Raw genomic sequence first — 16,379 nt, 5'->3', positions numbered from 1 at the left:
TTGATGGTCGTAGTGGGTAACCCATACAAGCCTCAGGAGGCCAGCCGAACACCTTTCTTGCTTCCTGATTTTTCTAGAAGTAGGTGTGTAGATGCATTCTCTCTTTTAACAAAATAAAGATTGAGATAAAATGTCAGCGTGTGAAGAGCTCTTCGATCGAAAACTCCCCACGCAAGGCCCTTGCATCTTGAATTCTCTGTTGACTCACAAGGTGTCTTAAGCGCTCGTCAAGCCATAGCCGTAAACGAGGGGTGAACAGCTGATTCGATGGTTGATTCGATGGTTGGTACTCGCCAAATGGAATCGTCATCAGTGTCAATGGGGTGATTTACGCTAACAAGATGGGAAGAAGCAGCTGGCTTTCCTACTCGGATTAAGACTGTCAGATTATAGATTTATGTTGCTTTTGTTTACTGATTATACATTCTTCAAAGAGATGCCGGCAATTTATTATGAATGACTTCTTTGGCATTTAATTGAATGAGGACCAGCATCCCTTGTCATATTTGTGAACCTTCTCCCCAAGGCTGATTTTGTAGATCTCGGAGCTGTCGAGTCTGCATTGCTCTTCCTTGTTGGCGATTGGAGCAGCTGCTTTTGCTTTTTCAACGCCCTCAACGACGTCATTTTCATCATTGTCTTCATTACAATATGTTTGAGCTATTGAATTAGCCCAAACTTTGAAAGTCGCATCTTTCGAGGTTGTCGCAAAATTAGTGGAATTTGTGCAAATTGTCTCTGCTGAAGCTTGGTTACTGATATTGGATTGGATCAATTCGGCCCATTTCTGTTCATTAACGCCTCTCCACGGTGTTTCTGCTGCTGAAGGGAACAGACAGGATGATGAGATCATCACAACTGAAGCAAAAGAGATTGAGTCCAGGCGTTTCATTGGCTGCTGGTTTGTGGGTGATTCTTCTTGTGCTTGCTTAGTATCGATGCAATACCCCGTTTTCCACATCCCCTCAATGGGGGAATGTCGGCAGTCTGTTTGTTTCTAGAGTTGATCTTCTGTGATGACGTAATGGATTCCTGTCACCACACTGTCATTCTGCATGAAAAACTCTATCAAACTTGGGTCGACAATCTCGATCTTGGTGGTGGTGCCATCAGCATCCATCTCAACCCACAACAACCAACTGTGTGATCCGTGGCCTGTTGGTTCTAGGCCAACATCCGAGTACAACTCCCCTGTTACCACTCTTAGATAACGTTTCATCCAGGCAGGCGCTGCTTCGAATGCTGCAGGGGCACGCTCATGGCAACGTCCAAGCCCAAACTTCTGAGTCAAGTCAGCAAGTTTCTGTGAGAGTACAGGGTTGAAAACGTCCATTCCGTAGGTGACTATTTTCTTTTTGTCTGTCATCTGCTCTGTAAAAAGTCAAGCACCTTGTTGGATGTGTGAGAGGAATGATGCTGCCTATTCGCTGATGTCAGGAGGAGGCCTTAGATGACTGCGACAGCGCTCAATCTATATGAGCTCAACCGCTCTTGCAGGTTGCCGTCTTGCAGTCGCAAACGCTCAACAAAATGCTATCAAGACGATTTGATCTAGATCTGGTTATTCTAATATTACGGACATGGATGAAAAATGAGGAGGTTTTTTGCCATTAATGGCAAAGAACCTCTTAGTGATCAAAAAGTTGCTCAATGAGCATTTAATTTGCGCCCAAGCAATGGCTTATAGCCAGCGTTACTAAGACAGGTTTTTGGCGGTTTTAAGTAGCCAAAGAAATTTTATCGCTCATCTGCAAAAGGTAGGGAGCGACAAAGCCCTCGTACTCACCTCTTTTTTCAATGGATAATCCCTTCCAGCCATTGACATGCACTCTGCAAGTTACTTCTCCACACAAACAGGGATCGGGAAAATAATCAATTGAATAATTTCGCATTGCATAGTCAAAAGTAATTTCTTCACCCTGCTCAATACCTCTAAAGGCAATAAAATCATGAGCACCAGATGCATTGACTGAAATGCCACATGATGGATTGCATGAGTGATTAACCTTGCTGATTAAGCCTGCATGCTGAACATGCAGTGAGGCTGATACTTGTGAAGCATGAGAGTGGTTTGCGGTAAGAGTTTTTTCGATAACTCCAACCATCACGATGTCTCCAATTGAGAAGGATTTGGTAGAAAAAACACCATCTCCTCTACCTGGAGTGACCTTCAATTCATACCCTATTGACAAAATACGATTCCAATGATCAACCTTATTCTTGTCAATTGTCATTTTTTAGCAATGGGTATTATCACTCACCAGTGAATTTAATTTTTTTAAAAATCAATAATTATAGCACTCATTGCCTTCTAATTATTAGAAATAATTCTTGCTCAAAAATAAAGCACTTCGACGCTTTTTGTTCTGGTTTCAACTTATATCGCATTGCAATCGAATGATGCCGGGTTTTCGCTTAGATTGAAAGTGATGATAACCGCGAATGCTGAAAAAATTCTTGGCTATCATATGTCATTAGATTTCTATGCTACGAAGCTTCACCTAATTTGCTCTTTTTCAGGGCTGATGAATTTTTTGTGTCATTTATGCTGTAATGATTGAATTTCTTGTCTCAACTCCTGTTGCTTAGGTCTTGTTTTGGTGTTTGCTGATCATTCCTCAAAAGATGATTGATGCAGCGTCTTATCAAGTGTTAGCACCATATGTCGCGCTTAAACGTATGACTACTGCCCATCTGCTGCCGGCGAGACCAACCCATCACTCCGCTAGATGCTGTGGACACATTGAGAACTATCTTGTTTCTGCACACCAGTTGATACGTTCAGAGAATTCAAGACTTGTTGTATATCGTTCGGGTGCTTGCCTAATTGGGCTATCGCTTTAATTTTGAGCTTTGACGTAATTTACGGGAGGCGAGCTGATGACCATCGAAACAGTTGACAACGTGCTCCATGCCCTGATGTCTGCCGGCGGCGAAAAGATCGATTGGAAAGAGGGTGAATCGCGCTCTTGCCCTAATGGCAGTTGGAGCATTTCTGAGAGTACTGACTGCAGTCATTTTGGACATTTAGATGAAACGATCACCAAGCGTTTGTCTCGTCTTGACATTACTGTTAACCAGGAGATCAACTTGCAAGTGATTTTTGACCCTGAAAGCCGTCGAAATGAAGCACTTGAGATTTATGAATCCACTACCGCTCGGTCTTTGCTGATACTTATGTTTTGGCCAGGTTTGGAGTCCGCTAAAAAGCTGGCGATCGCAGCTATTGATCAATGGCAAAGAGCCATTGAGGACGGCTGGTACGAGAGCGATTGAGTTAAGCCAAGTTGATCGTCACCGCAAAAACAGGTGCCGTTTGATGCAAGGCCAAATCACTGCTGATTTCACTCCCTAAGGTGAGATGGAGATGGGGTTCGATCTAAGCATTCGTGGTGTTTATTGGAATGTTTTGTGAATGGCATTGATGTCGCCCTACTCATAAAAAATGATCCCCATCATGGGGATCATTGAGTAGAGAGCTTTAGGTGGTTGTTCTCGATCCTGTGCGCTACTAAGCCGTTTCGATCAGGCGTCGTAGTACATGGTGAACTCGTGGGGATGGGGCCGCTGACGCAACTGCTGAACCTCTTCGTATTTGAGATTGATCCAGTTGTCGATGAAGTCTTTGCTGAACACCCCACCTTCCATGAGGTAGTGGTGATCAGCGTTCAAAGCTTCCAAGGCTCCGTTCAGTGATGCAGGAACGGTGGCAATGTTCTTCAGCTGTTCGGCTGGGAGTTCGAAGAGGTCACCATCGAAGCCATCACCAGGATCAATCTGGTTCTTAATGCCATCGATCCCAGCCATCATCATCGCCGCAAAGGCCAGATAGGGATTCGCTAAAGCATCACCGGAGCGGAATTCCAAGCGCTTGGCTTTTGGATTGGGGCCGGTGAGGGGGATCCGAACTGCAGCAGATCGGTTGCCTTCCGAGTACACCAAATTCACAGGTGCTTCGAAGCCGGGAACCAGACGCTTATAGCTATTGGTGGTGGGATTGGTGAAGGCCAAGAAGCTTGGGGCATGCTTCAAAATGCCCCCGATATACCAACGGGCTGTCTGGGACAGATCTGCGTAGGTGCCTTCACCGAAAAACAAGGGGAGCTCTCCTTTCCAAAGGCTTTGGTGCACATGCATGCCAGTGCCATTGTCGTTAAAGACAGGTTTGGGCATGAACGTTGCCGATTTGCCGTACTTTTTGGCCACGTTGCGAACAACGTATTTGTAGGTCATCACGTTATCGGCAGCCTTAATAAGCTCCTCGTACACCATTCCCAATTCGTGTTGACCGGCGCCAGCCACTTCATGGTGGTGCTTCTCAGTTTTGATCCCCAATTGAGCCATCATTAACAACATCTCAGAGCGGATATCCTGAGCTGTGTCGTTTGGTGCAACAGGAAAATAACCCTCCTTGGTTTGGATTTTATAAGCGAGGTTGCCACCTTCTTCTACCCTTCCGGAGTTCCAGCCAGCCTCGATGGTGTCAACGCTGTAGAAACATCCGCCTTCGCTTGAGTTGTAGCGAACATCATCGAACAGAAAGAATTCGGGCTCGGGGCCGAAAAATGCCTTGTCTGCAAGACCTGTATTGGCGAGATAAACCAATGCTTTCTGAGCTAAAGCCCGCGGGCAACGGTCAAATGGTTGATGAGTACGTGGATCTTGAATCGAGCAGATCATGCTCAGAGTTTTATGCCGATAAAACGGATCAATCCAGGCCGTGGAAGGGTCTGGAACCATGGACATATCCGACTCGTTGATCGCCTTCCAGCCGCGAATCGAAGAGCCGTCAAAGGCCAAGCCTTCCCGAAACTCATCTTCGCCAAGCATGTCGGAACACACCGTTAGGTGTTGCCACTTGCCATGCAGATCGGAAAATTTGAGGTCGATCAGCTCGATTCCTTCGTCCTTGATCTGACGAAGCACGTCCTGAGCAGTTTTAGCCATGGTTTGGACGACAGCCTAGAAAATATCCTTTGAAGGTAGGCATCGAACTGGCTCATTTTTGTATCCTTTCGCACTTTTTTAAGAGTGCGCCCCTGTCGGTGAGTGATCGGTTAACGCTTGGTAACCGTTTCTGTCAAATTCCTTGAATCCCAGGTGATGAGAGCGTTCTGACCGCCTTTGCAGTGTTAGCTTTCAGCTAGTGATCCCTAGCGACCTCATCATGCGTGATGCCATCACCGGGTTGATCGGCCGTTATGACCAGTTGGGTCGCTATTTCGATCGATCGGCCATCGATCGGATTGAGGGTTATTTCGGTCAAGCCGAGCTGCGACTCAAGGCCGTTGAACTGATTAATCGCGAAGCGACTGAGCTCGTACGAGAAGCCAGTCAAAGATTGTTTGTTGGAGATCCTGAGCTTTTATTGCCCGGTGGTAACGCCTACACCACCCGCAGGCTTTCAGCTTGCTTGCGTGACATGGATTATTTCCTGCGTTACGCGAGCTATGCCCTAATTGCCGATGACAGCACGATCCTGAATGAACGGGTTCTTAACGGCTTGGACGACACTTACAAGAGCCTTGGTGTTCCGACCGGACCCACGGTTCGCAGCATGATTCTTTTGGCAGATGTCCTCTGCGAGCGCATGGTGGCTGAAGGATCAAGTCCCAGCGACTGCTTGATGCTTCGCAAGCCCTTCGATCATCTGGCATCTGGTCTTTCTGCAAACGACATCAGTCAGCGCTAATCGCTCAGCGATTGGTCTCGTTTCAAGAGGCGTTGCAAAGCAACCGTTTTGCTCCCTTTTGTGACCTGTCTATGCGTAGGCTGCTGGCCATTAATTGGTGATCCTGGCTTTGGCGACGACGCACTCCCCCCGGTTGGTTGATTCGTCCCATCGCAGGGTCATTGCCCCAATCAGCACTCCCGATCGTTTGCTGCTCGGTCCAGGACCTTCGAACGCCGATCCAACGGTGCTTAAGGCTTTGTCTCGAACTCCGATTGGCCACCTCGATCCGCTGTATGTGGAGCTGATGGGCGAAGTGCAGGAGTTACTTCGCTACGCCTGGCAGACAGACAACCGCCTGACTTTGCCGATGAGTGGCACGGGCAGTGCGGCCATGGAAGCAACCCTTGCCAACACGGTTGAACCCGGCGACACCGTTCTTGTTGCTGTTAAGGGCTATTTCGGGAATCGTCTTGTGGACATGGCCGGTCGCTACCGCGCCAACGTGAAAGTGATCGAAAAGCCCTGGGGTGAAGCCTTTACGAAGGAAGAGCTTGAAGCCGCTTTGATTGAGCACAAGCCCACCATCTTGGCGATGGTGCATGCCGAGACGTCTACCGGCGTTTGCCAACCGATGGAGGGAATCGGAGATCTCTGCCGGAAGCACGATTGTTTGCTCCTGCTCGACACCGTGACCTCCCTTGGTGGTGTTCCTCTCTATCTCGATGAATGGAAGGTGGATCTGGCTTACAGCTGTAGTCAGAAGGGCTTGAGCTGCCCTCCAGGTCTTGGCCCATTCACGATGGGTCCCCGCGCTGAAGCCAAGCTTGCTGCGCGTCAAGACAAAGTTCCTAATTGGTATCTCGACGTTTCCCTTCTCAATCAGTACTGGGGAAGTGACCGTGTGTATCACCACACAGCACCGGTCAACATGAATTTCGGCATGCGCGAAGCGCTCAGGTTGTTGGCGGACGAAGGCTTGGATATGGCTTGGGCGCGTCACCGCACTAACGCTGAAGCGCTTTGGTCCGGTCTGGAATCGATGGGCATTGAAATGCATGTGCCCGAGGAGCTTCGTTTGCCCACCCTCACCACCGTTCGTATCCCAGAAGATGTGGATGGAAAGGCTTTCACCCAGCACCTGCTCAATAACCACGGCATTGAAGTGGGTGGTGGTCTTGGTGTTCTTGCCGGAAAAATCTGGCGAATCGGCCTGATGGGTTACAACTCAAACCCTGAGAACGTCAGCAGGTTGTTGAATCTGTTTGAAACGGAGCTTCCCCAGTTCCGTCAGAACGTCGCCGTCGCTGCTTAAACCAGCTCGACAGCATCTCTTTCGCTTCCTCAGCCTGCACACCACCGATCACTGTCATTCGGTGATGTGCACTGACATGAGTGGCCAAGTTGACCGTGCTTCCCATAGCGCCTCGCTTGGGGTCAGTTGCGGCAAAGATCACTTGTCCGACTCTCGCTTGAACCAAGGCACCGGCGCACATGGGACAGGGTTCCAAGGTCACCAACAGGGTGCAGTCATTAAGACGCCAGTCACCACGCAGACGGCAGGCCTGTTGAATCGCCATCAATTCAGCATGCCCAAGCGGATCATTGTTCAGCTCCCTTTGGTTGATGCCATGGCCGATGCATCGGCCTCGGTGATCCAAAACAATGGCGCTAACGGGAACCTCTCCACGCTCCCCGAAACGGCGCGCGCGCTCAATCAAGCGCTCCATCCAGGCTTGCATCTGCGTGGAAGACAGTTCGATTGGAGACTGCATCGTCAGGCTCTTGGCTGAGCGCATCGTTTGATGTGCCACCACTTTGATGTTCCACCACAGGGGAGAATGATCACTCCCCATCTTGTCTTCTTGGTTGGACCTTCCAGCAATCCTGAACCGGTAGCTCTGTCGGCGTTTGCTTCACCCGATGCGCTTGACCCTCTATTCCTTCAGTTTTTGGAGGGTGCTTCCGAGCGCTTATGCAGCTGGATCGGTTCGGCGGGTGAGCGGGGTCCACTGCCAGCACTTCGGGTGCTTCCTGATGCTGCCCCGCAAGCCCATGGTCGCGATATGGAGCAACTGCTGGATGACCTCCAGCAGGTGATGGATGGGTCGTTTCAGCCTTCCCATCCCGGGGCTCTTGCCCATCTCGATCCGCCGCCACTGAGTGCGTCTATCGCCGCGGATTTGATCTGCGCTGGGCTGAATAACAACCTTCTGGCCGAGGAGCTGTCTCCCAGCTTGAGTCATCTCGAACGGCAGCTTTGCGCCTGGTTTGCCGAACGCCTTGGCTTTCCTGCAGGGGCCTCAGGTGTTGCGGCTAGTGGTGGCACGCTGAGCAATCTGATCGCCTTGGTGTCCGCTCGCCATCATGCGGGCTTGGATCACAACCCAGAGGCCGTGGTGGTGGTCAGTGCTGATGCCCATGTGTCATGGCATAAGGCAGCGCGCGTGATGGGGCTTCAAAGCGACGGAGTTCGTGCCATCCCGGTGGACGAGCAAGGGCTCATCGATCTGCAGCAACTAGAGGCTGAAGTCGCAACGCTTTCAAGAGAAGGACGCCCTTGTATCGCAGTGGTGGCTACAGCAGGCACCACGGTGCGAGGCGCCATCGACCCCGTTTCTGCGATGGCTGATTTCTGCGCTCGCCTGGGCCTATGGCTGCATGTGGATGGGGCGATCGGTGCGGTTTTTGCTCTGAGTGCCACCACCACCCATCTGCTCCATGGGATTGCGCGCGCTGATTCGATCACCGTGAATCCCCAGAAAGTTCTTGGCATCACAAAGACCTCATCCCTTCTGCTGGTTCGTAAGGCCGCCGTGCTGGCCGCTGCGTTCTCCACAGGCCTTCCCTACATGGAGCCTGCCCTCGAGCACGATCACGGTGGTGAATTGGGTCTGCAGGGCAGTCGTCCGGCGGAAGTGCTCAAGCTCTGGCTTGGCTTGCGACAACTCGGTGAATCAGGGATTGAGCAGGTGTTGACGGCCGCGATCGCTCGACGTGAGTATCTCCAGCAACAACTGGATCCGAACAGGCTGATGATTCTCTCCGGCCCTTTGCATGTGCTCGCCGTTAGGCCCCAACGCGGACAGGCGCAGCAGCATGAACGCTGGTCGATCGAGACACGCCGGCTCTTGCTCAGCCAGGGCATCATGGTGTCGAGACCGCTCCATCAAGGACATCATTTCCTGAAGGCTGTTCTTGGCAACCCGCATACCGATCATGGTTTGCTGGACCAACTGGCATCAGCTCTAAATCAATCCGTGGAGGCTTTGCCCTGATGGCTGCCCCAAAGCAGCAACGTGGCCGCTGGGTGGCGATCGTCACAGGCATTGTGTCTGTGCTGATTGGTGTGGCCTATTTGGCTCTGATTACCGTTCTCGATGCCCGCGGCCCGATGCGTCCCCCTCCGCCCGAGGCCCTGGTTGGGGTGGTAAGCGCTTCTTTGCCTTTTGCCGCAGTGGTTCCACCACCTGTCTGAGAGCGGTATCGAGGAATCGTTGGAGGGCACTATCGCGACGGTTGAGGTCGTAGTGCTGTTGCACAACGTCTTGCACGCCACCATCCCCCCAATCTTGATCTTGCTGGAAGTAAGTGATGAAACTGGCTCCTGCGATCCGCGTTAACCATGCAGCAGCAACACCTTGAACGGCTTTTCCCAGTAACAGGGTGGGCAGATTCACGCTCAGTGCGGTGCCAATCAAGGCGACACCACCTTTGACGACCCCCAGACCTGCCAGGGTTCTTCCCACGGATACGGCCAACTCCTGCGCTTTGGCGCGAGTGAGCTGCACGTTGTAGACCTTCGCCACCTCCATCACCATCTGGGCATTGACGGCAGCAGTACCAAGCAAGTCGATGCCGGGTAGTGGTGTTGCTGCCACGACGCCTGCACTAATCCAGCTGTAACGGTCCACGATCCGTCTTGCTTCGCTCTGTCGCTGTTGGTTGAGGAGTGAACGCCCCTTGTCGCCCAGCGTTCTGCATTGCAGAAGAATGTTGTCGGCCAAGAGCTCTTCGCCGTCGGCATGGAGCACCACGGCCATGCGTTGAAGTAGCACTGCCACTTCTGCTGGAGGTTGCCAGGGTTTCTGGCCAGGTCTTGGCAACGATTGGGGAGAGGCACTGGTTGGGATGACGTCCTCAGCAGCCAGCAGGCCTTGGCAACGTCCGCGCAGCAAGGCCAGAAGACGCTTCTCCTCCTCCTCTCCCCGTAAATCGCATTTGTTCAAGACCAACATCAAGCGCTTGCCTAACCCCGCAAGGCTGCGCACTACATCCCATTCGGCAGAGCGAAGATCACCATCCACCACCACCAGCATTAAGTCGGCCCGGCTGGCGCGTTCACGGGCTTCTTGTTCCCGATCTCTTCCATCCAGTCCGCTTTCAAGGATTCCAGGTGTGTCCACCAATTGCAGTCCGCGCTCCAGCTTGTTGAGACGAAGCCGATAGGTCTGGCTGCCGGTTGTGGAGCCCATCGGTGCTCCAACCTTCCCAACAATGTCTTGGAGCAGGGCACGAATCAGGGAGGTTTTGCCGCTAGAGCCCGTGCCAAACACCACCACCACTAAATCGCCGCGTGCTAACTCACGCGCCACGCGCTCGCGCTCCAGATGCAAAGCCTGCCGGGCTACATCGTCTTGGAGACGCTCCAGGAGGCGATCAATGCTTTCCAGGCTTTGTTCAGCCGCTTGACGACGCGACCCAGGCGGCAAAGGGGCTGTAGTGCCGGCTTTTGTCGCTCCGCGACGGCTTTTCCATCCCTTCCACACGGGCCAGCCAATCTGCACCACGAAGGCAATCACCAAAATGGTGCCGATCAGCAGCACGGGTCCTACAAGCCAGGGAGGAAGGATGTAGCTGAGATCCCAGAGCAGATTGCGAATCGCCTGGAGCACCAGGCCAAGCACCAAGAGGACGATCAGCCCAGCGGCGCCAAACAAGATCAGGCGGTTGGATCCCTTCATCGGCCCACCACACCGCCCTGTCCTGCGGCACGCATGATGCGACTCCAGAGAGAGGCTGCTAAGACGCTGGAACTAGCGGAAGGACTGTTGTCATCGTTGCCCAGCCAGATTCCCAGCACCCAATGGCGACTCGGCTCGTAGCCAATGAACAGCAGGTCCCGCCCATCATTTGTGGTTCCTGTTTTTCCCCCTTCTTGACCACCGAGCGAGGCGGCACGCCCTGTGCCGCTGCGAATGACCGCTCGCATCAAGCCCTGCATCTGCTGAGTGGTCTGTGCCTTCAGCACACGACGAGACGTTTGGCGCTGTCCAGCTTCGCCATCTCCATTGAGGCTGCCGCAGCCACTCGGTCGATCCAAGCGGCAGGTTTCAGCATCAAGCAAACGACGAATGGTGGTGGGCGCTTGCCAGATGCCGCCATTGGCCACAGCGGCATAGGCACTGGTGAGCTCAATTAAGCGAACTTCACTCTGTCCAAGAGCGAGCCCCGGTACAGGATCTAAGGGAGTGGTGATTCCCAGGCGTTTTGCCAGACTCACCACTTGCTCCAGGCCCACGCGTTGGGCCAAGCGCAGCGCTGCGGTGTTGTGGCTTGAGGCGAAGGCACTGGCCAAGGTCAGTTGGCCCGAACAGGTGCTGTCGAAGCGCTGTCCTCCCCAGCGAAGGGGGCTGCAATCCAAGGTGTCGTTGGGTTTCAGGCCTTGTTCCAGGGCCGCCAAGTAAGTGATGAGTTTGAAGGTGCTTCCTGGTTGCCGTAACGCCATTGAGGCACGGTTGAACTGGCTCGCGTTGTAGTCACGACCTCCGGCGATGGCGAGAACTCCGCCCGTGCGGCTGTCGAGCACAACAGCGGCCCCCTCCTGAACGCCAAGCCTGGAATTGTTGGCCAACAAACCGCTCAATTGGCGTTCCAGCACAGATTGCAGAACAGGGTCTAAGTGCGTTTCGATCAAGAAATTTCCTTCATCCGCCACGTCTGGACCCACGAGCGCTGTGAGGTCTCGGCGCACTTGATCGGTGTAGAAAGGTGCTGAGCGACTGACCTGCTCCCGACTGCAGGCCTCTTTTGCAAGCTGAATCGGTTGACGACGCGCCAGTCGCGCTTGCTCCAGGGAGAGTCGACCACCATCGGCCATTTTGTTGATCACCCGATTACGCGCTTTTAAAGCGCGCTGGGGAAACTGACAGGGATCGTGCCCATTGGGTGATGGCAATAAACCCACAAGAAGTGCAGCCTGCTGCACGTTTAGATCTGCTGCGGATTGATCAAAAAACACGCGTGAGGCATCTTCAAATCCCCAGCCAACGCCTAAGTACACGCGATTGAGATAGCTCAGCAGCAATTGGCTTTTGCTGAAACGACTTTCCAACTGCAAGGACACAAGCAGCTCTTTCCATTTCCTCTCCAGGGTGTCTCCATCTCCTACGTAATTGGGATAGAGGCTGCGAGCTAATTGCTGCGTGAGACTGCTGCCTCCCTCCAGCACCTTGCCGCCGATCAAATTGGTGCTGAAAGCTCTCAGCGTGCCAATCGGATCGACCCCTGGATGCCACCAGAAACGGTTGTCTTCACTGCTGAGCAGAGCATCAACCAGCAAGGGGGAGAACCCATTGACCGATTTGAGCTCGCGATGACGACTGGAGTCAACAGAGGTCAGCGGTTGGTTATTGCCGTCGTAAATGGCCACCGGACCGCGCACGCGCGCCAGTTGCCCGCGGATCGGCATGGTGAGATTGGACAGCAATAGCAGCGCTCCTCCTGCACCCAGGCATCCGAACAAGAGCAGGCCCAACCAGCGCTCAACTCGATGGCGTCGGCGGCCGGCTGCATCGTTGAACTGTAGGAAGGGAGCCTTTTCGTCTAGAGCTGGCGCAAACTGAACAACGTCTCCATCGCGCAGTTCCAGCTGCGACACCCGGCGGCCTTTCCACCACAAGCCATTCGTGGAGTCCAAATCTTGAAGGATCCATTGCCGCCGCCCCTGGCGATGCAGCAACGCGTGTTGGCGGCTGACGGCTGGATGATCGATGCTCACTTCCAGAGGACCATCGCGTCCAATCCGATAGCCATCGCCATGCAATGGAATGGTCCGATCCGCCTGATCGCTCTGATGAATGATCAGTTGGGCTGAGGACGGGCCGTCAGGATTTCGCTTGTCCATGGCGTTGGGAGAGAGCGTCGATGGCGAAGCAGAGGACGGCGAGGTTGATGGCGATGTCCGCGCCATTGAAGATGGGAAAACGGAAGGGCACCAGCTCGATGAAGTCGGTGACATATCCCAATTGCCAGCGGTCGATGCCATTGCCAAGCGTTCCTCCCAGCAGGCAGGCCAGGGCCAGACCTAACCAGAGATCGAGTCGCTTGGATCGCCAGATCCAGGCCAGCAAACCCAGCGAAACGAGCAGGCTGAGCAGTCCGAGTAAGGCCGTGGAATCACTCAGCATGCTGAAGGCGGCGCCGGTGTTGCGCACGAGCCGCAACTGCAGTAACCCCGGCAGGAACGGTTGCGACAGATTTGGAAGCAGATGGGATCGAGCCCAAATTTTGGATGCTTGATCCAGCAGCAGGATCAATAGGCTGATGAAGACAACTGTGCGACGCCGGATCACTCGGTTGCTGCGGCTGATCATTCGATCCAGAGCAGACGACGAATCGGAAGTGCAATCAAGGCGATTGCGACGCAAAGAGCCAGTTGGGCCAGCAAGGGACCCAAGCTGTAACTGAATAACAGATCAGGGAGTGATTCACTCCAACGATTCACACCTGCACCGAGAAGCAAATTAAGAATTCCGCATAGCTGAATCGTGACCACTCCGGCAAGACCCGCCAACGTGAGACGCGCTAAGTCGTTCATTCCTTCTTGATGCGCAAGCCGTCCGGTGAGCCAGGCAGCCGGCACAAAGCCTGCGAGATAACCAAAGGCGGGAGTGAGGACATAGCCAAGACCTCCACCGTCATGAAAGACGGGAAGATCAACCAGCCCCACGGTGATGTATGCAACCGCTGCTATTACGCCTGATCGTGGGCCGCAGACAAGAGCGCATAACAACAGTGCCGGCACTTGCCAGGTGCTGGGCAAACTCAGCAATCGGGGGGGAAGTTCTGCAACCGGCACCAGGACGGCGGCCGGGATCAAACTTCCAACAAGGATCAGGAGCACTCCCGCGATCGCACCGCTCCAAGTGGCAAGAGCCCGCACGGGCAAATAACAGCTGACCCCATCCTGCTGTAGGAGAGGGTGATTGCCCAGGTGTCATGACCGTTTCTATTGGTGACCAAGTCCAACTGATCAGCCCGATGCCCTATCTCAAAACGGCAGATCCCATGCCAATGCTTCGGCCTTCCGATCTCGTTGGCAGTGATGAATCAGGGTCTGTGGTTGCTCTCCATCCCCTCGAAATTGCCGCTGTCCGCTTTCGGCGAGGCACATTTTTAATTCCGATTGATCGTTTATGTCCCGCAGGATCTGAGAAGGAGAGTTAAGGACGAATCGAGCTACTCAGGGCTGGCAGACGTCTTAATGGATAGTACGTATTGGACTGCTCAATGACAGCTGAGAGCGTTCAGCAACGCACTCAACAACAGGGCCTAGATGGACACGGAGATCATCGGAGCCATTTCTATCCTTTTTGAACAAAGGATCTTTGACTCTAAAATTTCTTTTTAAAGCTGATAAGATAAAAGATTAAAAGGGTTTTGTTAAGAAGAAGTTAACCGGTGGTAAAAGATTAATGAAGAGGGCTAATTGGGGGTAATTGTAGTTTGGAATACATCCTATTGGCGTCGAGCATACAGAGTATTATTTGCTGGTCGAATAATTTGATTGCGGGTTAATTCCCTCATTAATTTTTGGTGTGAGGACCGAAAATGAAACTTTTCCATCAACTGCTGGTGGCCCCAGCTGCCTTGGGCCTTTTGGCACCTGTGGCTGCTAATGCCACTGAGCTGAACATCAACGGTGTTTCTGACTACGCCGCTACCTCTGCATCGAGCAGCCGCGAGCAAGTCACCAGCATCACTCAGTTTTCAGACGTCTACCCAACCGACTGGGCTTATCAGGCACTTAGCAACCTGATCGAGCGCTACGGCTGTGTTGCCGGTTACCCCAACGGCACCTACCGCGGTAACAGGGCCATGACCCGCTTTGAAGCGGCTGCTCTGTTGAACGCTTGCCTCGACCGCGTCACTGAAGTGACCGACGAGCTGAAGCGCCTGATGAAAGAGTTCGAAAAGGAACTCGCCATCCTCAAGGGCCGTGTTGACGGGCTTGAAGCCCGCGTTGGCGAACTGGAAGCCACTCAGTTCTCCACCACCACCAAACTCAAGGGCAAGAGCACCTTTGTAATCGGTGCAACGAATGCTGGAGGTAGCAAGGCTGGCGCTGATGCTTACAACAGCAATTTCGGAGCTACATCTTTTAACTATGATCAACGGTTAGTTTTTAATACAAGCTTTACTGGTAAAGACAAATTGCTTGCTCGTTTGCGTGCGGGCAACTTTAAAAAAGGCAAAAATGCTTTTGCTGGTTCAGGCGTGAACCTTGCTGCGCTCGACGTCGCGACCGACTCTGGTGCTGTTGACAGCAATGTAAGCAATAATGTGATTGTTGATCGTCTGTACTACAAATTCCCTGTAGGTGATCAGTTCACATTCATTGCTGGCGCTGTTGCTCGTAATACTGAATCCATTGCTCTATGGCCTTCTAAGTACAATAAAGGTGGTGCCAAAATCCTTGATTGGACGGCATTGATGGGAACCAGTGGCGTTTATAATAAAGAAACAGGTCAGTTGATTGGTGCTTATTGGCAGCAAAAAGTTGATAAGGGAGACAACAACTTCAGTTTCTCGGTTAACTATGTTGCCGATGATAAGAACGGAAATATTTCTGATCCCAATAAGGGCGGTTTTATGACCTCCAACTCTGAAGCCAGCTTGATGGCTCAGCTGGGTTATGCGGGTCCTCGTTGGGGTGTAGCACTTGGTTACCGCTATGGACAGTGCGACAGCGGTAATGGCTTCCGTCGTGGAACTAGCTTCGCTAAGTCCGATGACTGGAACAACGATTGCGAATATACAAATAGCAAGGGTGTTAAGGACGCACGTCGTTCAAGTAGCACCAACAGTTATGCAATCAATGCTTACTGGGCTCCTGAAGATCCTGGTTTCATCCCCTCCATCTCTCTTGGTTGGGGTTTGAATACTGTGAGTTCTAACGACAAGGCTGACGGAACTGCGCTGACAACTCAGAGCTGGATGGCTGGTCTTAAGTGGGATGATGTCTTCTTGAAAGGCAATGATCTTGGCTTCGCTGTTGGTCAACCTACGTTTGCGACGGCTCTCAAGGGCGGTGATACTCCCTACGATGGCAACTATGTCTTCGAGTTGTATTACAACTTCCAGGTGACGGATAACATTGCTATTACCCCAGCACTGTTCTATCTGTCTCGTCCTGAAGGACAAGACACGCAAGCTTTCGTAAAGAATGGAAGCGGCTATGATGGCCAGTTTAATGTTTTCGGAGGATTGGTTCAAACAACCTTTAAATTCTAAAGTTTGGTTGATGCTAATTAAGGTTAGCTTGTTGATTTTACGGCCCTTAGTATTTGCTAAGGGCTTTTTTATTGCCATACAATTCAGTCTTTGTTGTTGATGCGCAATGTTGATGATAAGTGTCATTGTCTGTTAGTATTTTGATATCCATCCGCACATTTGGGCGTGTTGTATCAACATTTTTTGATCGACT

General features: G+C 52.3%; 16 protein-coding genes. 6 read left to right on the top strand and 10 right to left on the bottom strand.

Annotated features, from left to right (window positions below; all coding sequences use genetic code 11):
- Nucleotides 1–133: 133 nt before the first annotated feature.
- The 4 genes from SynMVIR181_RS07195 to SynMVIR181_RS07180 form a co-directional block, all read right to left on the bottom strand.
- Entirely contained in the window at nt 134–310 is a 177-nt protein-coding gene (locus SynMVIR181_RS07195; RefSeq protein WP_186588769.1) for a hypothetical protein, read from the bottom strand.
- Between the two features lie 162 nt (nt 311–472).
- Nucleotides 473–961 (bottom strand): hypothetical protein, encoded by a 489-nt coding sequence (locus SynMVIR181_RS07190; protein WP_186588768.1) that lies wholly within the window; start codon nt 959–961, stop codon nt 473–475.
- A 36-nt stretch (nt 962–997) separates the two neighbouring features.
- Nucleotides 998–1,366 (bottom strand): hypothetical protein, encoded by a 369-nt coding sequence (locus SynMVIR181_RS07185; RefSeq protein ID WP_186588767.1) that lies wholly within the window; start codon nt 1,364–1,366, stop codon nt 998–1,000.
- Nucleotides 1,367–1,718: 352 nt separating this feature from the next.
- The gene (locus tag SynMVIR181_RS07180; RefSeq protein WP_255444195.1) at nt 1,719–2,234 is read right to left on the bottom strand and encodes an SET domain-containing protein-lysine N-methyltransferase; all 516 of its coding nucleotides are present in this window, start codon (nt 2,232–2,234) and stop codon (nt 1,719–1,721) included.
- Nucleotides 2,235–2,880: 646 nt separating this feature from the next.
- On the opposite strand from SynMVIR181_RS07180, the gene SynMVIR181_RS07175 reads away from it, so the two are divergent.
- Nucleotides 2,881–3,276 carry a hypothetical protein gene (locus SynMVIR181_RS07175; RefSeq protein ID WP_186522900.1) on the top strand — a complete coding sequence of 132 codons (396 nt, stop codon included), beginning with the start codon at nt 2,881–2,883 and terminating at the stop codon, nt 3,274–3,276.
- 249 nt (nt 3,277–3,525) lie between these two features.
- Here SynMVIR181_RS07175 and glnA read toward each other — a convergent pair whose 3' ends face one another.
- Entirely contained in the window at nt 3,526–4,947 is a 1,422-nt protein-coding gene (gene glnA, locus SynMVIR181_RS07170) for a type I glutamate--ammonia ligase (RefSeq protein WP_186588766.1), read from the bottom strand.
- A gap of 220 nt (nt 4,948–5,167) precedes the next feature.
- Between glnA and SynMVIR181_RS07165 the strand changes: the two genes are divergently transcribed.
- Complete coding sequence (locus SynMVIR181_RS07165; protein WP_006852826.1) at nt 5,168–5,692, top strand: allophycocyanin subunit beta-18; 525 nt, start codon at nt 5,168–5,170, stop codon at nt 5,690–5,692.
- Nucleotides 5,693–5,789: 97 nt separating this feature from the next.
- Nucleotides 5,790–6,986 carry an alanine--glyoxylate aminotransferase family protein gene (locus tag SynMVIR181_RS07160; protein WP_370593894.1) on the top strand — a complete coding sequence of 399 codons (1,197 nt, stop codon included), beginning with the start codon at nt 5,790–5,792 and terminating at the stop codon, nt 6,984–6,986.
- Here SynMVIR181_RS07160 and SynMVIR181_RS07155 read toward each other — a convergent pair.
- Nucleotides 6,916–7,446: a nucleoside deaminase gene (locus SynMVIR181_RS07155; protein ID WP_186525531.1), complete on the bottom strand. Its 531-nt coding sequence runs from the start codon at nt 7,444–7,446 to the stop codon at nt 6,916–6,918. The genes SynMVIR181_RS07160 and SynMVIR181_RS07155 overlap by 71 nt on opposite strands.
- A gap of 66 nt (nt 7,447–7,512) precedes the next feature.
- Between SynMVIR181_RS07155 and SynMVIR181_RS07150 the strand changes: the two genes are divergently transcribed.
- The gene (locus tag SynMVIR181_RS07150) at nt 7,513–8,949 is read left to right on the top strand and encodes an aminotransferase class V-fold PLP-dependent enzyme (protein WP_186588765.1); all 1,437 of its coding nucleotides are present in this window, start codon (nt 7,513–7,515) and stop codon (nt 8,947–8,949) included.
- 90 nt (nt 8,950–9,039) lie between these two features.
- Here the strand turns inward: SynMVIR181_RS07150 and SynMVIR181_RS07145 are convergent, their stop codons facing one another.
- Genes SynMVIR181_RS07145 through SynMVIR181_RS07130 form a run of 4 tightly spaced genes read right to left on the bottom strand, consistent with a single transcriptional unit; the run spans nt 9,040 to nt 13,835 of the window.
- Complete coding sequence (locus SynMVIR181_RS07145) at nt 9,040–10,635, bottom strand: YcjF family protein (RefSeq protein WP_186588764.1); 1,596 nt, start codon at nt 10,633–10,635, stop codon at nt 9,040–9,042.
- Entirely contained in the window at nt 10,632–12,797 is a 2,166-nt protein-coding gene (locus SynMVIR181_RS07140) for a transglycosylase domain-containing protein (protein ID WP_186588763.1), read from the bottom strand. The genes SynMVIR181_RS07145 and SynMVIR181_RS07140 overlap by 4 nt, the downstream gene beginning before the upstream one ends.
- Nucleotides 12,778–13,266: a signal peptidase II gene (lspA, locus tag SynMVIR181_RS07135; protein WP_186588762.1), complete on the bottom strand. Its 489-nt coding sequence runs from the start codon at nt 13,264–13,266 to the stop codon at nt 12,778–12,780. The genes SynMVIR181_RS07140 and lspA overlap by 20 nt, the downstream gene beginning before the upstream one ends.
- Entirely contained in the window at nt 13,263–13,835 is a 573-nt protein-coding gene (locus SynMVIR181_RS07130; RefSeq protein WP_186588761.1) for a biotin transporter BioY, read from the bottom strand. Before SynMVIR181_RS07130 ends, lspA begins: the two co-directional genes overlap by 4 nt.
- Nucleotides 13,836–13,891: 56 nt before the next feature.
- Between SynMVIR181_RS07130 and SynMVIR181_RS07125 the strand changes: the two genes are divergently transcribed.
- Nucleotides 13,892–14,119 (top strand): NAD(P)H dehydrogenase assembly family protein, encoded by a 228-nt coding sequence (locus SynMVIR181_RS07125; RefSeq protein WP_186588760.1) that lies wholly within the window; start codon nt 13,892–13,894, stop codon nt 14,117–14,119.
- A 384-nt stretch (nt 14,120–14,503) separates the two neighbouring features.
- Complete coding sequence (locus SynMVIR181_RS07120; RefSeq protein ID WP_186588759.1) at nt 14,504–16,186, top strand: iron uptake porin; 1,683 nt, start codon at nt 14,504–14,506, stop codon at nt 16,184–16,186.
- Nucleotides 16,187–16,379: the final 193 nt, after the last annotated feature.

Origin of the sequence: Synechococcus sp. MVIR-18-1 (assembly GCF_014279835.1) — a bacterium.
Classification (GTDB): Bacteria; Cyanobacteriota; Cyanobacteriia; order PCC-6307; family Cyanobiaceae; genus Synechococcus_C.
The sequence above is the reverse complement of the archived record's forward strand: the minus strand, read 5'-3'. Positions and strand labels throughout refer to the sequence as shown.

Excerpts from the sequence above, each read along its gene's own strand:
- SynMVIR181_RS07125 (WP_186588760.1), top strand. The coding sequence starts at position 13,892 with ATGACCGTTTCTATTGGTGACCAAGTCCAACTGATCAGCCCGATGCCC.
- SynMVIR181_RS07140 (WP_186588763.1), bottom strand. The coding sequence starts at position 12,797 with ATGGACAAGCGAAATCCTGACGGCCCGTCCTCAGCCCAACTGATCATT.
- SynMVIR181_RS07145 (WP_186588764.1), bottom strand. The coding sequence starts at position 10,635 with ATGAAGGGATCCAACCGCCTGATCTTGTTTGGCGCCGCTGGGCTGATC.
- SynMVIR181_RS07195 (WP_186588769.1), bottom strand. The coding sequence starts at position 310 with ATGACGATTCCATTTGGCGAGTACCAACCATCGAATCAACCATCGAAT.
- lspA (WP_186588762.1), bottom strand. The coding sequence starts at position 13,266 with ATGATCAGCCGCAGCAACCGAGTGATCCGGCGTCGCACAGTTGTCTTC.
- SynMVIR181_RS07165 (WP_006852826.1), top strand. The coding sequence starts at position 5,168 with ATGCGTGATGCCATCACCGGGTTGATCGGCCGTTATGACCAGTTGGGT.
- SynMVIR181_RS07180 (WP_255444195.1), bottom strand. The coding sequence starts at position 2,234 with ATGACAATTGACAAGAATAAGGTTGATCATTGGAATCGTATTTTGTCA.
- glnA (WP_186588766.1), bottom strand. The coding sequence starts at position 4,947 with ATGGCTAAAACTGCTCAGGACGTGCTTCGTCAGATCAAGGACGAAGGA.
- SynMVIR181_RS07190 (WP_186588768.1), bottom strand. The coding sequence starts at position 961 with ATGTGGAAAACGGGGTATTGCATCGATACTAAGCAAGCACAAGAAGAA.
- SynMVIR181_RS07185 (WP_186588767.1), bottom strand. The coding sequence starts at position 1,366 with ATGACAGACAAAAAGAAAATAGTCACCTACGGAATGGACGTTTTCAAC.
- SynMVIR181_RS07175 (WP_186522900.1), top strand. The coding sequence starts at position 2,881 with ATGACCATCGAAACAGTTGACAACGTGCTCCATGCCCTGATGTCTGCC.
- SynMVIR181_RS07150 (WP_186588765.1), top strand. The coding sequence starts at position 7,513 with ATGATCACTCCCCATCTTGTCTTCTTGGTTGGACCTTCCAGCAATCCT.
- SynMVIR181_RS07155 (WP_186525531.1), bottom strand. The coding sequence starts at position 7,446 with ATGCAGTCTCCAATCGAACTGTCTTCCACGCAGATGCAAGCCTGGATG.
- SynMVIR181_RS07120 (WP_186588759.1), top strand. The coding sequence starts at position 14,504 with ATGAAACTTTTCCATCAACTGCTGGTGGCCCCAGCTGCCTTGGGCCTT.